The sequence below is a fragment of the Stenotrophomonas sp. 1337 genome, assembly GCF_031455455.1.
Taxonomy (GTDB): Bacteria; Pseudomonadota; Gammaproteobacteria; order Xanthomonadales; family Xanthomonadaceae; genus Stenotrophomonas; species Stenotrophomonas indicatrix.
The window spans coordinates 273,512-291,494 of sequence record NZ_JAVDSR010000001.1 but is presented as its reverse complement, the minus strand read 5'-3'; the positions used below and the strand labels follow the sequence as shown (position 1 = coordinate 291,494).

At 67.8% G+C, this 17,983-nt stretch carries 17 protein-coding genes; 8 read left to right on the top strand and 9 right to left on the bottom strand.

Annotated elements, in window-relative coordinates:
* Positions 1-152: 152 nt before the first annotated feature.
* Both J2X70_RS01330 and J2X70_RS01325 read right to left on the bottom strand, forming a co-directional pair.
* Positions 153-482, bottom strand: coding sequence for a DUF3817 domain-containing protein (locus tag J2X70_RS01330; protein WP_223485807.1), 330 nt, complete (start codon positions 480-482; stop codon positions 153-155).
* 121 nt (positions 483-603) lie between these two features.
* Complete coding sequence (locus tag J2X70_RS01325) at positions 604-1,539, bottom strand: TIGR03571 family LLM class oxidoreductase (protein WP_309908496.1); 936 nt, start codon at positions 1,537-1,539, stop codon at positions 604-606.
* Positions 1,540-1,593: 54 nt separating this feature from the next.
* Here J2X70_RS01325 and J2X70_RS01320 point away from each other — a divergent pair, with 54 nt between their 5' ends.
* Both J2X70_RS01320 and J2X70_RS01315 read left to right on the top strand, forming a co-directional pair.
* Positions 1,594-2,073 (top strand): GNAT family N-acetyltransferase, encoded by a 480-nt coding sequence (locus J2X70_RS01320; RefSeq protein WP_248152428.1) that lies wholly within the window; start codon positions 1,594-1,596, stop codon positions 2,071-2,073.
* Between the two features lie 99 nt (positions 2,074-2,172).
* The gene (locus tag J2X70_RS01315; RefSeq protein WP_309908492.1) at positions 2,173-3,696 is read left to right on the top strand and encodes a thioredoxin family protein; all 1,524 of its coding nucleotides are present in this window, start codon (positions 2,173-2,175) and stop codon (positions 3,694-3,696) included.
* A 647-nt stretch (positions 3,697-4,343) separates the two neighbouring features.
* Here J2X70_RS01315 and J2X70_RS01310 read toward each other — a convergent pair.
* The 4 genes from J2X70_RS01310 to hemH all read right to left on the bottom strand — a co-directional run bounded on the left by J2X70_RS01310 (position 4,344) and on the right by hemH (position 8,548).
* Positions 4,344-6,440, bottom strand: coding sequence for a methyl-accepting chemotaxis protein (locus J2X70_RS01310; RefSeq protein ID WP_134833290.1), 2,097 nt, complete (start codon positions 6,438-6,440; stop codon positions 4,344-4,346).
* Between the two features lie 14 nt (positions 6,441-6,454).
* Positions 6,455-6,604, bottom strand: a complete 150-nt coding sequence (locus J2X70_RS01305) for a hypothetical protein (protein ID WP_180831801.1) — start codon at positions 6,602-6,604, stop codon at positions 6,455-6,457.
* Positions 6,605-6,731: 127 nt separating this feature from the next.
* Positions 6,732-7,589 carry an alpha/beta hydrolase gene (locus J2X70_RS01300; protein ID WP_309908488.1) on the bottom strand — a complete coding sequence of 286 codons (858 nt, stop codon included), beginning with the start codon at positions 7,587-7,589 and terminating at the stop codon, positions 6,732-6,734.
* Positions 7,586-8,548 carry a ferrochelatase gene (gene hemH / locus J2X70_RS01295; protein WP_059065656.1) on the bottom strand — a complete coding sequence of 321 codons (963 nt, stop codon included), beginning with the start codon at positions 8,546-8,548 and terminating at the stop codon, positions 7,586-7,588. Before hemH ends, J2X70_RS01300 begins: the two co-directional genes overlap by 4 nt.
* Positions 8,549-8,714: 166 nt before the next feature.
* Here hemH and J2X70_RS01290 point away from each other — a divergent pair, with 166 nt between their 5' ends.
* From J2X70_RS01290 to tatC, 4 genes are all read left to right on the top strand, one after another.
* Entirely contained in the window at positions 8,715-9,605 is an 891-nt protein-coding gene (locus J2X70_RS01290) for a YSC84-related protein (protein WP_025878761.1), read from the top strand.
* A gap of 74 nt (positions 9,606-9,679) precedes the next feature.
* Positions 9,680-9,907 (top strand): Sec-independent protein translocase subunit TatA, encoded by a 228-nt coding sequence (gene tatA / locus J2X70_RS01285; protein ID WP_025878762.1) that lies wholly within the window; start codon positions 9,680-9,682, stop codon positions 9,905-9,907.
* Between the two features lie 15 nt (positions 9,908-9,922).
* Complete coding sequence (tatB, locus tag J2X70_RS01280; RefSeq protein ID WP_309908486.1) at positions 9,923-10,396, top strand: Sec-independent protein translocase protein TatB; 474 nt, start codon at positions 9,923-9,925, stop codon at positions 10,394-10,396.
* Positions 10,393-11,142 (top strand): twin-arginine translocase subunit TatC, encoded by a 750-nt coding sequence (gene tatC, locus J2X70_RS01275; protein ID WP_025878764.1) that lies wholly within the window; start codon positions 10,393-10,395, stop codon positions 11,140-11,142. Before tatB ends, tatC begins: the two co-directional genes overlap by 4 nt.
* A 90-nt stretch (positions 11,143-11,232) precedes the next feature.
* Here the strand turns inward: tatC and J2X70_RS01270 are convergent, their stop codons facing one another.
* Genes J2X70_RS01270 through J2X70_RS01260 form a run of 3 tightly spaced genes read right to left on the bottom strand, consistent with a single transcriptional unit; the run spans position 11,233 to position 14,749 of the window.
* The gene (locus tag J2X70_RS01270; RefSeq protein ID WP_309908484.1) at positions 11,233-12,144 is read right to left on the bottom strand and encodes a BPSS1780 family membrane protein; all 912 of its coding nucleotides are present in this window, start codon (positions 12,142-12,144) and stop codon (positions 11,233-11,235) included.
* Between the two features lie 51 nt (positions 12,145-12,195).
* Positions 12,196-12,942: a glutamine amidotransferase gene (locus J2X70_RS01265; protein WP_080149542.1), complete on the bottom strand. Its 747-nt coding sequence runs from the start codon at positions 12,940-12,942 to the stop codon at positions 12,196-12,198.
* The gene (locus tag J2X70_RS01260) at positions 12,914-14,749 is read right to left on the bottom strand and encodes a GspE/PulE family protein (RefSeq protein ID WP_032976767.1); all 1,836 of its coding nucleotides are present in this window, start codon (positions 14,747-14,749) and stop codon (positions 12,914-12,916) included. The genes J2X70_RS01265 and J2X70_RS01260 overlap by 29 nt, the downstream gene beginning before the upstream one ends.
* Positions 14,750-14,832: 83 nt before the next feature.
* Between J2X70_RS01260 and glyQ the strand changes: the two genes are divergently transcribed.
* Together glyQ and glyS are read left to right on the top strand one after the other, a co-directional pair.
* Entirely contained in the window at positions 14,833-15,744 is a 912-nt protein-coding gene (gene glyQ / locus J2X70_RS01255; RefSeq protein ID WP_025878768.1) for a glycine--tRNA ligase subunit alpha, read from the top strand.
* A gap of 88 nt (positions 15,745-15,832) precedes the next feature.
* Positions 15,833-17,908 carry a glycine--tRNA ligase subunit beta gene (gene glyS, locus J2X70_RS01250; protein WP_223482958.1) on the top strand — a complete coding sequence of 692 codons (2,076 nt, stop codon included), beginning with the start codon at positions 15,833-15,835 and terminating at the stop codon, positions 17,906-17,908.
* Positions 17,909-17,983 lie beyond the last annotated feature (75 nt).

The window sequence follows — 17,983 nt, the reverse complement described above, 5'->3', positions numbered from 1 at the left end:
GGAACACCAACCGTAACCAGGGAGGGAACGCCGGGCGCATCCGCACCCCGCGCGACGTCGCCCTGTCAGGCGGCGACGCCATCCTTAAATGATAACGGCTCGCATTTGCATTTGATACCCATTCGCTTAACGGGCACGCACCTGCGGGTGCATCACTGCCCTGCGCGTACCGACAGCAGGCCGCGACGCTTGAACCACCACTCCAGCGGCAGGGTCACCAGCGGCGGAATCGCAGCCAGCAACGCCAGCCCCGTTGCCCACCATGGCCAGCGCAGGCGCAGCGCCGCAAACAGCGTCACCGCCACGTAGACCAGGAACGCCACGCCATGCAGCGGCCCGAACAGCTTCACCAGCGCGACGTTGGCCTGCGGGCCGTACTTGAGCCACATGCCGGCCAGCAGACCGGCCCAGGTGATGGCCTCGATGAAGGCGACGACGGCGAAAAGGCGCCCGGTCGGGTGCAGCGGGTTACGGTGGGTCACGCAGGGCTCCAGCGCTGGATATCAAATGCGAATGATACGCAGATGCGAACGATCCGAACACCGAGGGTAGCGCCGGGCCATGCCCGGCGAACGGTAGAGCTCTGTCCACCAAGGTGGACACCTACCGACGCGTATCGGGCAGGACGTGCTCGCCGATCTCGCCCAGTACGTCGTCCACCGGCCGGCCGTTGTCCATCAGGTTGAACATCACATGCGCCACACCCTGCGCGTGTACGCGTTGCAGGTACGCGCGCAGGCCATCGCGGCCCACCTTCAGGCCCAGCGGCAGCGGCTCCGCCGGCGCAGTTGGATCGGCCTGCAGGTCCAGCAGCATCGACTGCACGAATGGCTTGGGCGCGCCGCCGCTCTGGGCCAGCGCCTGCTGCCACAGACCGATGCGCCCTTCCTGCGCGGTCTCTTCGCGGTGATAGGTTGCCCAGCCTTCGGCCTCGCGTGCGATCCACTGCAGGCTCTGCCGCGCAGTACCGACCACCAGCATCGGAATGCGCCTTGCCGGCGCGGGAAGTACGTCGTATCCATCGGTTGCCTGCAACACCGGCGCGCGCTCGGAGGGTTCGGGGGACAGCGCCGCACGCAGCAGCGACCAGCGCTCGCGGAAGGTGCCCGCCCTGCCCTGTAGGTCCTCGCCGAAGGCCGCGAACTCTTCTGGTCGATCACCCGAGCCAAGCCCCAGCACGAAGCGTCCACTGCTGATCCGGTCCAGCGTCAGCGCCGATTTCGCTACCTGCAGCGGTTGCCGCAACGGCAGCACGATGGCCGCAGTGCCGATCACGATGCGCTCGGTCGCCGCGGCCAGCATGCCCAACCACAGGAACGGATCATCCAGCGCACTGGCGGTCGCATCCGGCCCCTGCGGCACCATCAGCGGCACATCGCGGGTCCACAGCGCAGCAAAGCCCAGATCGTCGGCCAGCCGCGCGATGCGGCACGCCTCCAGTGGATCGGCCAGGCCGCGTGCGGCCACCGGCGTCATCAGGCCAAGGCTCAAGCCCTGCTTTGGAAACAGACGTGCATGGGCAGGATTGAAATCAGTCATGCCGCCAGCTTAGCGTGGGGCATTGATGGCGTCCCACAACAGGAAGTACAGCGCATGCCCAGGATCCGTCCCGCCCACGTCGATGACCTGCCCGCAATCAGCGCGGTGTGCATGGCGGCCTTCACTGCAGCCGTTGCGCCCATGCTTACCGCCGAGGGCATCGCCACCTTCGGCAACGTGGCCGCAGCCAGCGCCTTCGCCGAGCGCCTGCAGGGTGACAACCACATCCTGGTGGCCGAACAGGAGGGCCGTGTGGTCGGCGTGGTGGAACTGAAGGCGGGCCAGCACCTGGCGATGCTGTTCGTCGCGCCGGAGCTGCAGGGGCAAGGCATCGGTCGTGCCCTGCTGCAGGCGGTGCTGCCGCAGGTACGCGGCCCGCAGATGACCGTGCGCGCCTCGCTCAACGCGGTGCCGGCGTACGAACACTATGGGTTCGTGCTGGATGGCGACGTCGGCGAGTACCACGGCCTGATCTACCAGCCGTTGGTGTTGGCGGTGCCCGCTGCGGTGGCTGCGCCCCCTGGTCCGCACTGATACCCAGCCCACATGCCGTGCTGCGCGTGCGACATAAGCAAACTGCATCAGCCAGCACCCCGACCGTTCCTACAATGGCCCACCACCCTGTCCTTCGAGATGCTGCCGATGCGCGTCGCGCTTTCCCTGTTGCTGTTGGCCTCGGCCCTGAGCGCCTGCTCCCCCGCGTCCGCGCCGGTACCGACGGCGAAGGCGGCATCGACCGCCCCGGCCTCCGCCATCGCCTGGCGCCAGGGCGATGTGGATGATGCGTTCAACGAAGCCGCCGAGAGTGGCAAGCCGGTGCTGCTGTACTGGGGCGCGGTGTGGTGCCCGCCGTGCAACCAGCTCAAGGCGGGGCTGTTCAAGGATCCGGCCTTCATCGCACTGACCGGCAAATTCGTGCCGGTCTACCTGGACGGCGACGAAGAAGGCGCGCAGGCATGGGGCGAACGCTTCGGCGTGCGCGGCTATCCGACCCTGATCGTGCTCGACCCGCAGCGCAACGAAATCACCCGCGTGGCCGGCGGCAACGACGCGGCCGAACTGACCCGGGCCCTGACCGTCGCCGCCAGCCGCCGCAGCGCTGTCGCCGAAACACTTGCGACCGCGCTGGCGACGCCGGCCACGCTTGGCGCCGAAGACTGGCAGGTACTGGGCGATTACGGCTGGGAGGTGGATGCCAACCGCCTGGCTGGCAAGCGCAGCGCCCAGGACGTGCTGCAGCAGCTGGCCAAGGCCGCACCCGAGCCTGCGCTGCAGCGTCGCTTCGCGCTGCTCGCCTTGGCTACCGCCGAGAAACCGACGGCAGTGCCCACCCAGGTACGCGAACTGTTGCAGGCGGTGCTGGCACAACCGGCGGAGGTACGTCGCAACCGCGAGTTGCTGGGGTATGCCGGCGCCGGGCTGGTCAAGCAGGCCAGCGCTGGTCCGGCCAGCAGCAATGCCCTCGGCCAGCAGTTGCTGGTCGCACTGGAACGTGCCGACGCCGCGCGTGGTGATCGCGCAGACGATGCCTTGTCACGTGCGTTGACCGAGTTGGCGCTGGCACGCCAGCGGCAGCCTGAAGGCGCGCTGCCGGCAGCACTGGTGCAGCGCGTAAAGCAGCGCGTGGCCGCCGCCGATGCCGCGGCCACCGATGCACACGCGCGCCAGGCCACCATCAGCAGTGCCGTCTACGCGCTGCGTCAGGTCGATGATGATGCAGGCGCCGAGGCCTTGCTGCTGGCAGAGCTGAAGCGCAGCGAGCAGCCTTATTACTACATGCCGGAGCTGGCCGAACTGGCCGAGCAGCGTGGTGATACCGCCGGCGCCCTGGAATGGCTGAAGCGTGCCTACGAAGGCGCGCAGGGCCCTGCCACGCGCGTGCAGTGGGGCGTGCTGTACGTGGAAGGCCTGCTGCGGCTGGCACCCGATGATGCACCGCGTATCGAGCAGGCCTCCGAGGCCTTGATCGCCGAGCTGGACAAGCAGCCGTCCGGCTACCACCAGCGCACGCGCCAGCGCTTCGAACGGCTGGCCGGGCAGCTGCAGGCGTGGAGCGCCAAGCACAAGGGTGCGGACACGCTGGCGCGGCTGCAGCAGCGGATGCAGGCGGCCTGTGGTGAGCAGGTTGATAGCGGCTGCAAGGAATGGTTGAGCTGACGCCAGACGCAGGATTCGACGGATACAGGTAGTGGCGGGGGGGGGGGGGGGCCCCCCCCCCCCCCCCCCCCCCCCCCCCCCCCCCCCCCCGCCCCACCTCTGACAGATTCCCGGTGACGGATCGAAGAGCGTTGGGTTGTCGGGACGGAATTTTGAAAGAGGGACGCGGCTTCGCCGCGTCCCTCTTTTTATGGCGAAGGCAGGGCGAAGCAAGCGCAGCGCGCGACCCGCTGTTGCCTTTGATTTTCTTCTTCCATTCCATGGCGGACCCCGCAGGAAACTGTCAGGGGCCGGGCGGGGGGGGGGGGGGGGGGGGGGGGGGGGGGGGGGGGCCCCCCCCCCCCCCCCCCCGGGGGGGGGGGGGGGGGGGGGGGGCCCCCCCCCCCCCCCGCCACTACCGGAACTCAATACCCACGCGTAGATGCGGCGCCCAGGCGGTGCCGCATTCTTTGGAGCACAGCAGCTGGCGGACATACTCCGCCGCAGCGGCAGGTGCTCTGGCCTTCTTACTTATCATCGTGTCGCATGCAGCCTCAAACGGACCGCCTTCGTACCCGTTGAGTCAAACAACCCCGCCGCGAACCACGCCCAACAAAAAGGCGGCGCCCTGCGGGCGCCGCCTTCCATGCAGCAGGCGCAGGCCCGGATCAGTCGATCAACGCGGCCTCGCGCCGGCGGAACACCGATACCGCCTGGTTCAGTGCACCGGCCTGCGACTGCAGTTCACGTGCCGCCGCAGTGGCTTCTTCCACCAGCGCCGCGTTCTGCTGCGTGGCCTGGTCCATCTGCACCACCGTCTGGTTGATCTGCTCGATACCGGAGGACTGCTCCTGTGACGCCGCTGAGATCTCGCGCATCAGGTGGCTTACGTTCTCAACGCCGCCGACGATGCCCTGCATGCGTTGTCCAGCATCGGCCACCAACTGGGCGCCCTCGCCGACCTGACGTCCTGCCTCGTCGATGAGGACCTTGATCTCCTGGGCCGCCGCCGCCGATCGCTGTGCGAGCACACGGACCTCGCTGGCGACGACCGCGAACCCGCGTCCCTGTTCGCCGGCGCGTGCCGCTTCAACCGCTGCGTTGAGCGCGAGGATGTTGGTCTGGAAGGCAATGCCGTCGATTACACCGGTAATGTCGCCGATCCGCTTCGACGCGCCCTCGATGGCCTGCATGGTGTCGACCACCCGCTGCATGGCGTGGTTGCCATCACTTGCTGCGCCCTGGGTGGAGGCGGCCAGCTCGCTGGCCTGGCGCGCATGCGCTGCGTTCTGGCGCACGGTGGCGGTCAGCTCCTCCATCGAGGCGGCCGTTTCCTGTAGATGAGCGGCCTGTCGCTCGCTGCGCTCGGACAGCGCGCCGTTGCCGGCAGCGATTTCGCTGGCGGCCGTGCTGATGGTGGTGGCGCAGTGCTGGATGTGGCCGACCATGCGCGCCAGCTGGCCGGCGGTGGCGTTGGCATCGCGCTGGATGGCGGCGAACGCGCCGTGGTACTCGCCCTGCATGCGACGGTCGAGATCGCCGTTGGCCATCGCCGAAAGCATCTGCCGCACTTCGTCGACCGTGCTGCCCAGTGTGTCCAGCAGCTGGTTGATGCCCCCGGTCAGGCCGTCGAGGAAGCTGGCGCCTTCGCTGGCCTGCAGGCGCTGTTCCAGATCACCCTGCGCGGCGGCATCGACAATCCCGGCGACGGCATTCTCCAGCGTCAGTTCATGGGTACGGTCATGCCATTCCACCGCAAAACCCAGGCGCGCGCCCTGTGCGTCGAACACCGGGGTGACGACCTGGGCGAAGTGCACCGGCCCGATCCGCACCTTGCCGTTGTGTGTCGCCTGCAGCCCATTGAGGATGCCGCGGATGCGGTCAGGGTTGGCATGGAAGCGATGGATGCTGCTGCCGACCAGCCGCTCGGCGTCGAAATCGGGGAAGGCCTGGCGCAGCGTGGCCTGCTGGTTGCGCAGCAGCGCCACCACCGAGCGGTTGACGTAGCGGATGACGTGATCGTTGTCGGCGATCATCATCGCCGTGCGCGAGGCATCCAGTGCCTGGCGGATCTGCGCGTTCTCGGCATGTGCTTCGGCCTCGCGGCCGCGCTGCGCCTGCACATGGCGTGCGGTATCGGCCAGCGCGTGGGCCAGTGAACCGGGTGCGTAGTTGCGTGCATCGCTGTGTGCGCCGAGGTCGGCGCCCGTGGCAATGTCGCGTGCCAATGCCGCCAGGCGGTGCGGTCCGTGACCCAGCGCTTCGCTCTGTTGGCGCAGGCGCGCGGCGGTCTGGCCCAGCACCAGCGTCAGCACCGCCAGGGCCATGGCATTCAACAGCGGCGGCAGGACGGCCGCCCCATCAAGCAACGGCGCCAGCAACGCACTGACACCCACGGCGCCGGCCAGCCACAACGGCATGCGGTCACGCTGGATGAGCAGCACGCCCAGCAGCAGCGCGATGGGCAATGCGGCATTCAATCCGCTGATATGACAGAGCAGGCTCAACTGCAGTGAAAGCACTACGGCCAGGCCGTTGCGCGCGAGCGCATGGCCGGCCTGGCGCCAGCCCAGCCAGGCGGCTGGCAGTACCGCGGCGGCAACGGCGCTCGCAGCGGGCAGCGACGTGCCGCGCACGGCAAGCACAAGGCCGATCGCTGCGAATACCACGCTGCCCAGCAGCAGGCGACGATCGCCCCGCTGTGCCAGCTGTTGCAGATAAGGGACACGGCCCTGGTCGGGCGGGCGGGAGGACGCAATGGACATCGGCAACTCCTGGATCAACGGACGGCAGCGACCCTGCAACGCGCTGCGCGGATGAGCGCAACGACGGCACGGTCGGGGAATTCGGGGAATGCGGCGCAGGCAGCGACGCGGAGGACGGACACCGTGACCACATCCTGTGGATGACGGTGCAGCAGACGGGACATGCGGTCTTCCTTGCAGAACCAGGAACGAGCCGCAGGCACAAAGGGCCTGCGTGCTGTGGACGCAGGGGCCCACTACCGTTCTATCGGCCGCACTGGCGCAGAGTGAAGTGCGCGCGGCCGACGATGGTCAGCGTGCGTTGGCGTTTTCGCTCAGGAACGCATCGATGACGGCGGCAATACGCGCCGGGTGTTCCATGTGCAGGTGATGGTTGCCGGGGAATACCGCCAGGCGGCCATCACGCAGATGCTGCAGGCGCTCGCTGCGCATCGGCTCGGGATAATACGACTGTGCAGGCGTGGCATAGATCACCTGGGTAGGACAGGTGATGGCCTGCAGCAGGTTGTCGATCTGGCCTTCGCTGAGGCGGATCGCGGTGGGCAGCATCAGGCGCGGATCGCTGCACCAGCGATAGCCGCCTTCGACCGGCTCGACACCGCGTTCGACCAGCAGGCGTGCGCAGCCTTCGCTGAGCTGATTGGTCATCATCCGCGCCCGGATCGGTGCAGCCAGATCCGGGAACACGCGCAGCTGCTTGCGTGCCAGTGCTCGGGTGGCGTCGACGTGCTCGCGCAGGCGGCTGGCAGTTTCCTCTTCCGGCCCGCGCAGGCCGCCGAGTGCCTCGATGGCGACCAGCCGTTCGATGCGATTGCTGACCGCTGCGGTGAGGCTGGCGATGCCGGCACCCATCGAATGGCCGATCAGGGTGAACCGGTCCCAGCCCAGTGCATCGGCGACATCGAGGACATGGGTGATTGCTGCTGGCGTGGTGTACACCGCCCCGATCGGCAGATGCGCGCTGTGGCCGTGCCCGGGCAGATCGATCGCCACCAGGTCCAGGTGCGGCAGATGCGGCGCCAGCGGAACGAAGCTGGCCGCATTGTCGAGCCAGCCGTGCAGGGCCAGCACCCGCGGACCCTCACCCGGCCGGCGCAGGCCGGCGACACGGACGCCCGCGACCTGCAGCTCAAACGGCTGCAGGCTCATGCCAGCGAGGCCACGGCCAGCCGAGCCAGTGCACGGGCGTGTTCCGGTGCGGCGTTGAGGCAGGGGATGTAGCGCATCTGTGCGCCGCGCTCGGCCAGTGTTTCGGTGAAGCCCATGGCGACTTCTTCCAGTGTTTCCAGGCAGTCGGTGGCAAACCCGGGGCAGACGACGTCGATCTGTTTCACCCCCGCATCGGCCAGTTCCCACAGGCTGGGCTCGGCGTAGGGCTGCAGCCAGCGTTCGCGGCCGAAGCGCGACTGGTAACCCATCTGCCAGTCGTCCGCGCCCAGGCCCAGTGCTGCGGCGATCGCGCGCGCACTGGCCTCGCAGCGCTGCGGATAGGGATCGCCGGCATCGGCAAGGCGCTGCGGAATGCCATGGAAGGAGAACATCAGCTTCTGGCCGCGACCCTGCTGCTGCCAATAGCGCTGGATCGAGCCGGCAACGGCGGCGACCCAGTCCGGATCGATCGAATAGTCCTGCACCAGGCTGACGGTGACCTGCGGGTTCCTGCGCTGCCAGGCATCCACACGATCCTCGACCGAGGCCGTGGTGGTGGTCGAATACTGCGGATACAGCGGCAATACCACGATGCGGCGCACGCCCTCGGTGGCCAGCCGATCCAGTTCGGTGGTGAGCGCGGGTTCGCCGTAGCGCATCGCGTGGCGTACGCGCAGCGTCGGCAGCAATGCTTGCATCGCCTGCGCCAACTGGCGGGTGTGGACCATCAGCGGCGAGCCTTCCGGCAGCCACACCTGGGCGTACTTGGCGGCTGAACGGCTGCTGCGCAGCGGCAGTATCAGACCGCGCAGCAAGGGCTGCCACAGCAGTGCCGGCAGCGAGACCACGCGCCGGTCGGACAGGAATTCGGCCAGATAACGGCGAACGGCGGGAGCCGTCGGCGTCTCGGGCGTGCCTAGGTTGACCGCCAGTACGGCGGTATCGGGTGCGTCGAGCATGGGCGGTATTGTCGCCGATTCCATCGTCACGTCGGCATGCAGGGTTCGGATGGATGTCATCGATAAGGCCAATATGAGCAGGCAACGCTCATTGGGGATTCATCACAACACTACTAATTTCAGTCACTTGCTATATCTTCCTATGGACTGACTTCTGGAGCCTGCCATGCGTCGCCCGATCCAAGCCCTGCTGATCGCCGCCAGCCTGCTGTCCAGCCAGGCCATGGCCGGACCGCAGGAAGACCAGCGCGCCCGCAACGCGGTGCGTGTACTGGCTGAAATCCAGGGAATCCCTGAACAGGGCATTCCGGACAAATTGCTCGACGAAGGCCGCGCGGTCATCGTCATTCCCGACACGATCAAGGCCGGTCTGGTGATCGGCGGCCGTCGTGGCCACGGCCTGATGTCGGTGCGCATGCCCAATGGTGCGTGGTCCAACCCGGTATTCATCAAGCTCACCGGCGGCAGCATCGGCTTCCAGGCCGGTGTGCAGTCCTCCGACGTTGTGCTGGTGTTCCGCAACGACCGCAGCCTGGACAACCTCGTCAACGGCAAGTTCACCCTCGGCGCCGATGCCGGTGTGGCCGCCGGTCCGGTCGGCCGCAATGCCGCGGCCGCCACCGATGGCCAGCTGAAGGCCGAGATCTGGTCGTGGTCGCGCGCCCGCGGCCTGTTCGCTGGCGTGGCCCTGGATGGTGCGATCCTGCAGATCGACGATGCTGCCAACCTTGACGCCTACGGCAGCAACACCACCCCGCGGATGATCTTCGAGGGCCGCGCGGCTGGCTCGCCTTCAATGGATGTGGTCGCTTTCCGTGATCGCCTGGAAGAGGCCACCTACGCGGCGCGCAACAACCGCAATGGTGGCAATGACGCACCGCGTCCGGCGGCCGCTGCAGCGCCTGCCCCGCAGCCTGTTCAGGCAGCGCCGGCGGCACCTGCTGAAGCCACCACGGCGCCGCTGCAGGCCGTGCCGCAGACCCCGCCGCCGGCCCAGCAGGGTTTCCAGCCGGTCAACGACGGTGAAATCCGCACTGAAACACTGGGCAACAACTGACTTTCGTCACGCGCGCCGGCTAACAGCCGGTGCGCTATGCTCGGCAATCTGATCACTAACGTAACGAGCGACTTATGGGCAGTTTCAGCATCTGGCATTGGTTGGTCGTGCTCGCCATCGTCCTGCTGGTGTTCGGCACCAAGCGCCTGACCAGTGGTGCCAAGGACCTCGGCTCGGCGGTCAAGGAATTCAAGAAGGGCATGCACGACGACGACAAGCCGAACGCGCAGTTGGGCGACGAGTCGCGCAGCCAGGACGCCTCGCGCACCGCGCAGGACGAGCACGACCGCAAGCCGCGTTGATCCGGAGCGGTTGCGGTGTTTGATATCGGCTTCAGCGAACTGCTGGTGATTGCGGTTGTCGCCTTGGTGGTGCTCGGACCTGAGCGCCTGCCCAAGGCGGCCCGCTTCGCCGGGCTGTGGGTACGCCGCGCGCGCAATCAATGGGATTCGGTCAAGCAGGAACTGGAACGCGAACTGCAGGCCGAAGACATCAAGCGGCAGATGCAGGACGTGCGCCAGGGCATGCAGGACACCGAGAACCAGCTGCGTGCCAGCGGCGAAGCCATGCGCCGCGAAGCCGAGCAGATGCAACAGCACAGCGACACGCTGGCGCAGCAGGTGCGTACACCGGCCCCGGCCGAACAGCCCCCACATCTGGCGGATGCGCCCGAGCCAGGGGTGGCGTCGACTGAAGGTGCAGCCATTACGCCTGCCACCGCTGAAGCTGCGGCCGATGCCGTTGCTGATACCGCGACCGAAACGCCCGCGCGCACGGAGCGCCCGTCATGAGCGAACACGACTTCGGCGAAAGTTCGCTGGTGGAACACCTTGTTGAACTGCGCTCGCGCCTGGTGCGTGCGCTGCTGGGGCTGGGCGTTGTGCTGCTGGGCCTGCTGCCGTTTACCCAGAAGCTCTACAACGCACTGGCCGAGCCGCTGATCTCGCAGTTGCCCAATGGGCAGACGATGATCGCCACCAACCCGGCCGGCGCCTTCTTCGCGCCGTTGAAGCTGACGTTCTTCGTGGCCTTGTTCGTGGCCGTGCCATGGCTGCTGTACCAGCTGTGGGCCTTCGTCGCGCCGGGCCTGTATGCACGCGAGAAGCGCCTGGCGATGCCATTGCTGGTCTCCTCGGTGCTGCTGTTCTACACCGGCTGCGCCTTTGCCTATTTCCTGGTGCTGCCGGCGGTCTTCCACTTCCTCACCACCTTCAGCCCGGAAGTGATCGCGATCACGCCGGATGCGAATGCCTACCTGGATTTCGTGCTGGCGATCTTCTTCGCCTTCGGCGGCAGCTTCGAGCTGCCGGTGGCGATGGTGATCCTGGTGCTGCTGGGCTGGATCACGCCGCAGCAGTTCAAGGAAGGACGCGGTTACGCGATCGTCGGCATCTTCGTGCTCGCTGCGATCCTGACTCCGCCGGACGTGGTGTCGCAGCTGATGCTGGCGATCCCGATGTGCCTGCTGTACGAACTGGGCATCCACGCCGCGCGCTGGCTGGTGCCGTCTTCGGTGGTCAAGAAGCCTGCGGCCTGATCCCCGGTAGCGCCGGGCCATGCCCGGCGTTCGTGGGGCGAGGTGACATCCATCCGCCGGGCATGGCCCGGCGTTACCGTTGAGCCCCGCTCAAGCGTGGAAGACGTCGTTGGCCGGCGGCGACTGCGGCACCGACGGTGCGCCGCGGCTGCCGCGATGCACGAACATCTGCTTCCAGGCCGCATAGACGGCGCCGACATACAGCGGCATCAGCACCGTGGTGAACACCAGCTGCGCGATGAAGGCCGCCGCCAGCGGGCCGCCCAGCAGCATGCCGAGCTGGACCACGATCACGAACAGCACATAGACGCAGAACGCGGCGATCAGGCCGAGCACGGTGAACACGGCGGTGGCGCCGATGTTCTCGATGCAGCCCTGCAGGCTCAGGCGCAGCGCGTGCATGCCGCTCTGGCGGTCGAACACCACCAGTGCCGGCTGGGTGAACATCGCTAGGGTCAGCGCCACGGCGGTGCAGAACACCAGCAGCATCCACAGCGCGATGCGCTGCGCGGGCAGGTTGGCGACCAGTTCGGCGGCGGTTTCCGGACTGATCTGCTGCCCGCTGCGGCCGAGTTCCTGCATCCTGGTCATGGTGTCGCTGAAGGCGGTGAAGCCCTCGCGGCCGATCATCAGGTACAGCAGCGCGCCCAGCAGCAGCACGGCCAGCACCTGGATCGCCAGCGGCACCAGCAGGTGACTGACACGGCGGTCGCGGATCGGCTGCAGCAGATGGGTGGCCAGGCCGGGACGGCCCTGGTCGATCTCACCCATGGCGTACAGCATGCCGCCGAACATCACCGGTGAAATCACCAGCGTCATCATCTGCAGGGCCAGGCCGGCGGTACCGGGCAGCATCGTTCCCAGCAGGGTGACCACCCAGTTCACCAGCAGCCAGGTCAGGCCGATCCGGGCCAGCTGCAGCGGCGCACGCCGATACAGCGAGAACGTATCCAGCAACCACTGGGCGCCCGCCGAGGCTGGCAGCTTGCGAATCTCTTTCATGGACATCCGGGGAGGGACAGGAGGGGCCGGGCGGTATGCCCGTGCCGCCGATTATCCCTGTTTTGCCACCGGCTGGGCTGAAGACAGCCGGGCCTGGCGGACAAAGCGCCGCAACAGCTGGCGCGCCAGCGGCGCGGCGCTGACCGCGCGCTCGATACTGCGCGCGCAACCGCCATGACGGCCGATGCAGTCGGCGCGTGCGCGCACGTAGCCACGCATGTGGTGGGTGGCGAATTCCGGATGGAACTGCACGCCCCAGGCTTGGCGGCCCCAGCGGAAGGCATGGCAGCCATCCAGCGGCGAGCGCGCCAGCACGGCGGCACCTTCGGGTACGCGCAGCACGGTCTGCAGATGGGTGGCGTGGGCCGCGAAGTGGCTCGGCAGGCCCTGGAACAACGGGTCCTGCGCGGCCTGCGGGTCCAGTGCCAGCTCAATCGTTCCCGATTCGCGCCCGGCGGGGTTGTAGGCCACTTCGCCGCCCAGCGCGTGGGCCAGCAGCTGGTGGCCGTAGCAGATGCCGAACACCGGCACGTCGTCGTGCGCGGTCTGCCGCAGCCAGGTGGCACTGCGTTCGCTCCATTCGGCGTGGTCGGTGACGAAGGCGGCCGAGCCGGTTACCAGCACGCCGGCGAACTGGCGGGGGTCGGGCAGGTCGGCACCATGCTCGACGTCGACCACGACGGTCTCGTGTTCTTCCAGGCCGGCGGCGACCCGGATCCAGTGCGGAAAGCGCCCGTAGCGGCGCAACGACGGCACGGGGCGGCCGGTTTCAAGGATCAGGAAGGGCGCTGGATTCATCCGGGGGAGGTAGTACGGACAGGACTTCCTCGATTGTAGTCAGCCCCTGTGCCACCTTTTCAAGCCCGGCCTGGCGCAGGGTTCGCACTCCTTCAGCACGCGCGGCACGGTTGAAACCGGCCAGATCCATGTCCGCACGGATCAGCCCGCGCAGGCGCGAGCCCAATGGCAGCAGCTCATACAGCCCGATGCGGCCGAGGAATCCGGTGCGCCGGCACTCCAGGCAACCGACCGGCCGACAGGGCGTGGCGGCATCTGGATATGCAGCTTCGCTATCAGCCAGCACTGCCCAATCGGCCCGGCCGAGGGTGTGCGGCTGCTTGCAGTGCGGGCACAGGGTGCGCACCAGGCGCTGGGCGAGGATGCCGTTGACGGTGGATGACAGCAGGTAATGCGGTACGCCCAGGTCGAGCAGGCGGGTGATGGCCGAGGGCGCGTCGTTGGTGTGCAGGGTGGACAGCACCAGGTGGCCGGTCAGCGAGGCCTGCACCGCCATCTGCGCGGTTTCCAGGTCGCGGATTTCGCCGATCATGATGATGTCCGGGTCCTGCCGCAGCAGGGTGCGCACACCGCTGGCGAAATCCAGGTCGATGTTGGTCTGCACCTGCATCTGGTTGAATTCCGGCGCGATCATCTCGATCGGGTCTTCCACCGTGCATACGTTGACGTCCGGCGTGGCCAGCCGCTTCAGGGTGGAATACAGGGTGGTGGTCTTGCCCGAACCGGTCGGGCCGGTGACCAGCACGATGCCGTGCGGGCGCTCGACCAGGGCGGTCCAGCCGGCCGCTTCCTGCGGGCTGAAGCCGAGCTGGTCGATGCTCTTGAAGGCCGCTTCCGGGTCAAAGATGCGCATCACGCATTTCTCGCCGAAGGCGGTCGGCATGGTCGACAGGCGCATTTCCACTTCACGGCCGCCGGGCGAGCGGGTCTTGATGCGACCATCCTGCGGGCGCCGGCGCTCGGCCAGGTCCATGCGTCCGAGCACCTTGATACGGCTGACCACGGCGGTCATCACCGCCGGCGGCACTTCGAACACCTTGTGCAGCACGCCGTCGATGCGGAAGCGCATGCGGCCCATTTCGCGGCGGGGCTCCAGGTGGATGTCCGAGGCGCGCTGCTCGTAGGCGTACTGCAGCAGCCAGTCGACGATGTGCACGATGTGCTGGTCGTCGGCATTGACGTCGCCGGTGCGGCCCAGTTCCACCAGCTGCTCGAAGCTGGGCAGGGTGGTGTTGGCCTCACCCCGTACGTCGCCACGGGCACCGCGCACCGAGCGGGTGACGCCGAAGAACTCCATGGTGTAGCGGTGCAGGTCCAGCGGATTGACCACCGCCAGCTCGATGCGCAGGCGGGTCAGGTGCTGCAGGTCGCGCAGCCATTCCTGTGCCAGCGGCTCGCTGGTGGCCACCAGCACGCGCTCGCCATCCACCGCCAGCGGCAGGAAGCGATGGCGGCGCGCGTAGGCGTGCGATGCCACGGCCGTGACCGAGGCGACGTCGACCCGGGTCGGATCGATGCGCAGGTAGCGGCTGCCGGTGCGCTGGGCCAGCCACTCGGTGAGGCGTTCCAGATTGAGGTCGCCGCCGTCGCTGGCGGCCAGCTTGAGGTTGGACAGCAGCACCAGTGGATGCACTTCACTGGCATTGCGGGCGCCCTGTGCGGAAAAACGGATGCGCTCGCGCTCGTGCGCAGCCACCACGCCGTCGGCCAGCAGGGCCGCCGCAACCTGTTCGAACTGCAGGCGACCGGGCGGCAATGGTGCCGCGCCAGGCTCGCCGGGCGTGCCCGTGGGCAGCCGATGTTCCATCCACCTGCTCCTTCCGGGTACGGAATGCCCCGCAGGTCGGCCGTTATACTAGCGCACCCCTTTGCCGGCCAAGACTCGTCCGCATGTCCGCGACCCCGACCGTTCCGATCACCTTCCAGGGCCTGATCCAGACCCTGAACCAGTTCTGGGCCCAGCAGGGCTGCGTGCTCATCCAGCCGCTCGACCTGGAGGTGGGCGCCGGTACGTTCCACCCGGCCACCTTCCTGCGTGCGATCGGTCCGGAAACCTGGAACGCGGCCTACGTGCAGCCGTCGCGGCGCCCGACCGATGGCCGCTACGGCGAGAACCCGAACCGCCTGCAGCGCTACTACCAGTACCAGGTGGCGATGAAGCCGGCACCGGACAACATCCAGCAGCTGTACCTGGATTCGCTGAAGGCGGTGGGCATCGATCCGCTGGTGCACGACCTGCGTTTTGTCGAGGACAACTGGGAATCGCCGACCCTGGGCGCCTGGGGCCTGGGCTGGGAAGTCTGGCTCAACGGCATGGAGGTGACCCAGTTCACCTACTTCCAGCAGGCCGGTGGCCTGGAGTGCCGGCCGGTGCTGGGCGAGATCACCTACGGTCTCGAGCGCCTGTGCATGTACCTGCAGAACTGCGACAACGTCTACGACCTGGTCTGGACCTACGGCCCCGATGGGCAGCCGGTGACCTACGGCGACGTCTACCACCAGAACGAGGTGGAGCAGAGCACCTACAACTTCGAATACGCCGACGTGGAAGAAATGTTCCACCGCTTCGATGCCTGCGAGCGCGAAGCGCAGAAGCTGGTGGAAGTGAACCTGCCGCTGCCGGCCTACGAACAGGTGATGAAGGCAAGCCACACCTTCAACCTGCTCGATGCGCGCCGTGCGATCAGCGTGACCGAACGCCAGCGCTACATCCTGCGCGTGCGCGCGCTGGCCCAGGCGGTGGCCAAGGCCTACTACGAGCAGCGCGAGAAGCTGGGCTTCCCGGGCGCGAAGAAGGCCTGACGGCCCGTTCTCCCATCACGCGTTTCACCTACTACCCCAGGGGCGCCGGCCGCGTCGCGCGCTGCGCCCCCCCCACAGGATCGAACCGATGAGCCACTTGTCTCCCCTGCTGATTGAACTGGGCACCGAAGAGCTGCCGGTCAAGGCACTGCCGGGCCTGGCCCAGGCCTTCTTCGACGGTGTTGTCGACGGCCTGCGCAAGCGCGGCGTGGAACTGGAGCTGGGCGATGCACGCCCGCTGTCGACCCCGCGCCGCCTGGCCGTGCTGCTGCCGGGCGTTGGCCTGGAGCAGCCGGAACAGCACAGCGAAGTGCTGGGCCCGTACCTGAACATCGCGCTGGACGCCGAAGGCCAGCCGACCAAGGCGCTGCAGGGGTTCGCGGCCAAGGCCGGGATCGACTGGACCGCGCTGGAAAAGACCACCGACAACAAGGGTGAGCGCTTCGTGCACCGTGCGGTGACCCCGGGCGCGCGCACTGCTGCGCTGCTGCCGGAGATCCTGCGCGAGGCCATCGCCGGCATGCCCATTCCCAAGCCGATGCGCTGGGGCGACCACAGCTGGGGCTTCGCGCGCCCGGTGCACTGGCTGGTGCTGCTGCACGGCGGTGACGTGGTCGAGGCCGAACTGTTCGGCCTGAAGGCCGACCGCATGAGCCGCGGCCACCGCTTCCTGCACGACAAGACCGTGTGGCTGACCCAGCCGCAGGACTATGTGGAATCGCTGCGCGCCGCCTTCGTGCTGGTTGACCCGGCAGAGCGCCGCCAGCGCATCGTCGCCGAGGTGGAAGCCGCTGCAGCCACCGCCGGTGGCAGCGCACGCATCACCGAGGACAACCTGGAGCAGGTGGTGAACCTGGTCGAGTGGCCGTCGGCGGTGCTGTGCAGCTTCGAGCGCGCGTTCCTGGCGGTGCCGCAGGAAGCGCTGATCGAGACGATGGAGATCAACCAGAAGTTCTTCCCGGTGCTGGATGACGGCGGCAAGCTGACCGAGAAGTTCATCGGCATCGCCAACATCGAGTCCAAGGACGTGGCCGAAGTGGCCAAGGGCTACGAGCGGGTGATCCGCCCGCGCTTCGCCGATGCCAAGTTCTTCTTCGACGAAGACCTGAAGCAGGGCCTGCAGGCGATGGGCGAGGGCCTGAAGACGGTGACCTACCAGGCCAAGCTGGGCAGCGTGGCCGACAAGGTCGCGCGCGTGGTGGCGCTGGCCGAAGTGATTGCGCCGCAGGTCGGCGCCGATCCGCTGCTGGCCAAGCGTGCCGCGCAGCTGGCCAAGAATGACCTGCAGTCGCGCATGGTCAACGAGTTCCCGGAACTGCAGGGCATCGCCGGCCGCCACTACGCGGTGGCCGGTGGCGAATCGCCGGAGGTGGCGCTGGCCATCGACGAGGCCTACCAGCCGCGCTTCGGTGGTGATGACATCGCGCTGTCGCCGCTGGGCAAGGTGCTGGCGATCGCCGAGCGCGTGGATACCCTGGCCGCCGGTTTCGCCGCAGGCCTGAAGCCGACTGGCAACAAGGACCCGTTCGCCCTGCGCCGCAACGCGCTGGGCCTGGCCCGCACGATCATCGAAAGCGGCTTCGAGCTGGACCTGCGCGCGCTGCTGGCCAGCGCCAACGCCGGGCTGGCCGCGCGCAACGTGCAGGCCGACGTGGCCGAGTTGTACGACTTCATCCTCGACCGCCTGAAGGGCTATTACAGCGACAAGGGCGTGCCGGCCAGCCACTTCAACGCGGTGGCCGAGCTGAAGCCGGCCTCGCTGTACGACTTCGACCGCCGCCTGGACGCGATCGGGATCTTCGCGGCGCTGCCGGAAGCCGAGGCGCTGGCAGCGGCCAACAAGCGCATCCGCAACATCCTGCGCAAGGCCGAAGGCGATATTCCGGGCCAGATCGATGCGGCCCTGCTGCAGGAAGATGCCGAGCGCGCGCTGGCCGAAGCTGTGACTGCCGCCATCGACGATACCGGCGCCAGCCTGCACCAGAAGGACTATGTGGCCGTGTTGGCGCGCCTGGCCCGCCTGCGTCCGCAGGTCGATGCGTTCTTCGACGGGGTGATGGTCAATGCCGAGGATCCGGCACTGCGCGGCAACCGCCTGGCGCTGCTGACGATGCTGGGCGAGCGCCTGGGCAAGGTCGCGGCGATCGAGCACCTGTCCAGCTGATCGCCCACGATGGGTAGCGCCGGGCCACGCCCGGCGGTTTTTCTGCAGGACGCGCTGCGCGCTCGCCATGAATCA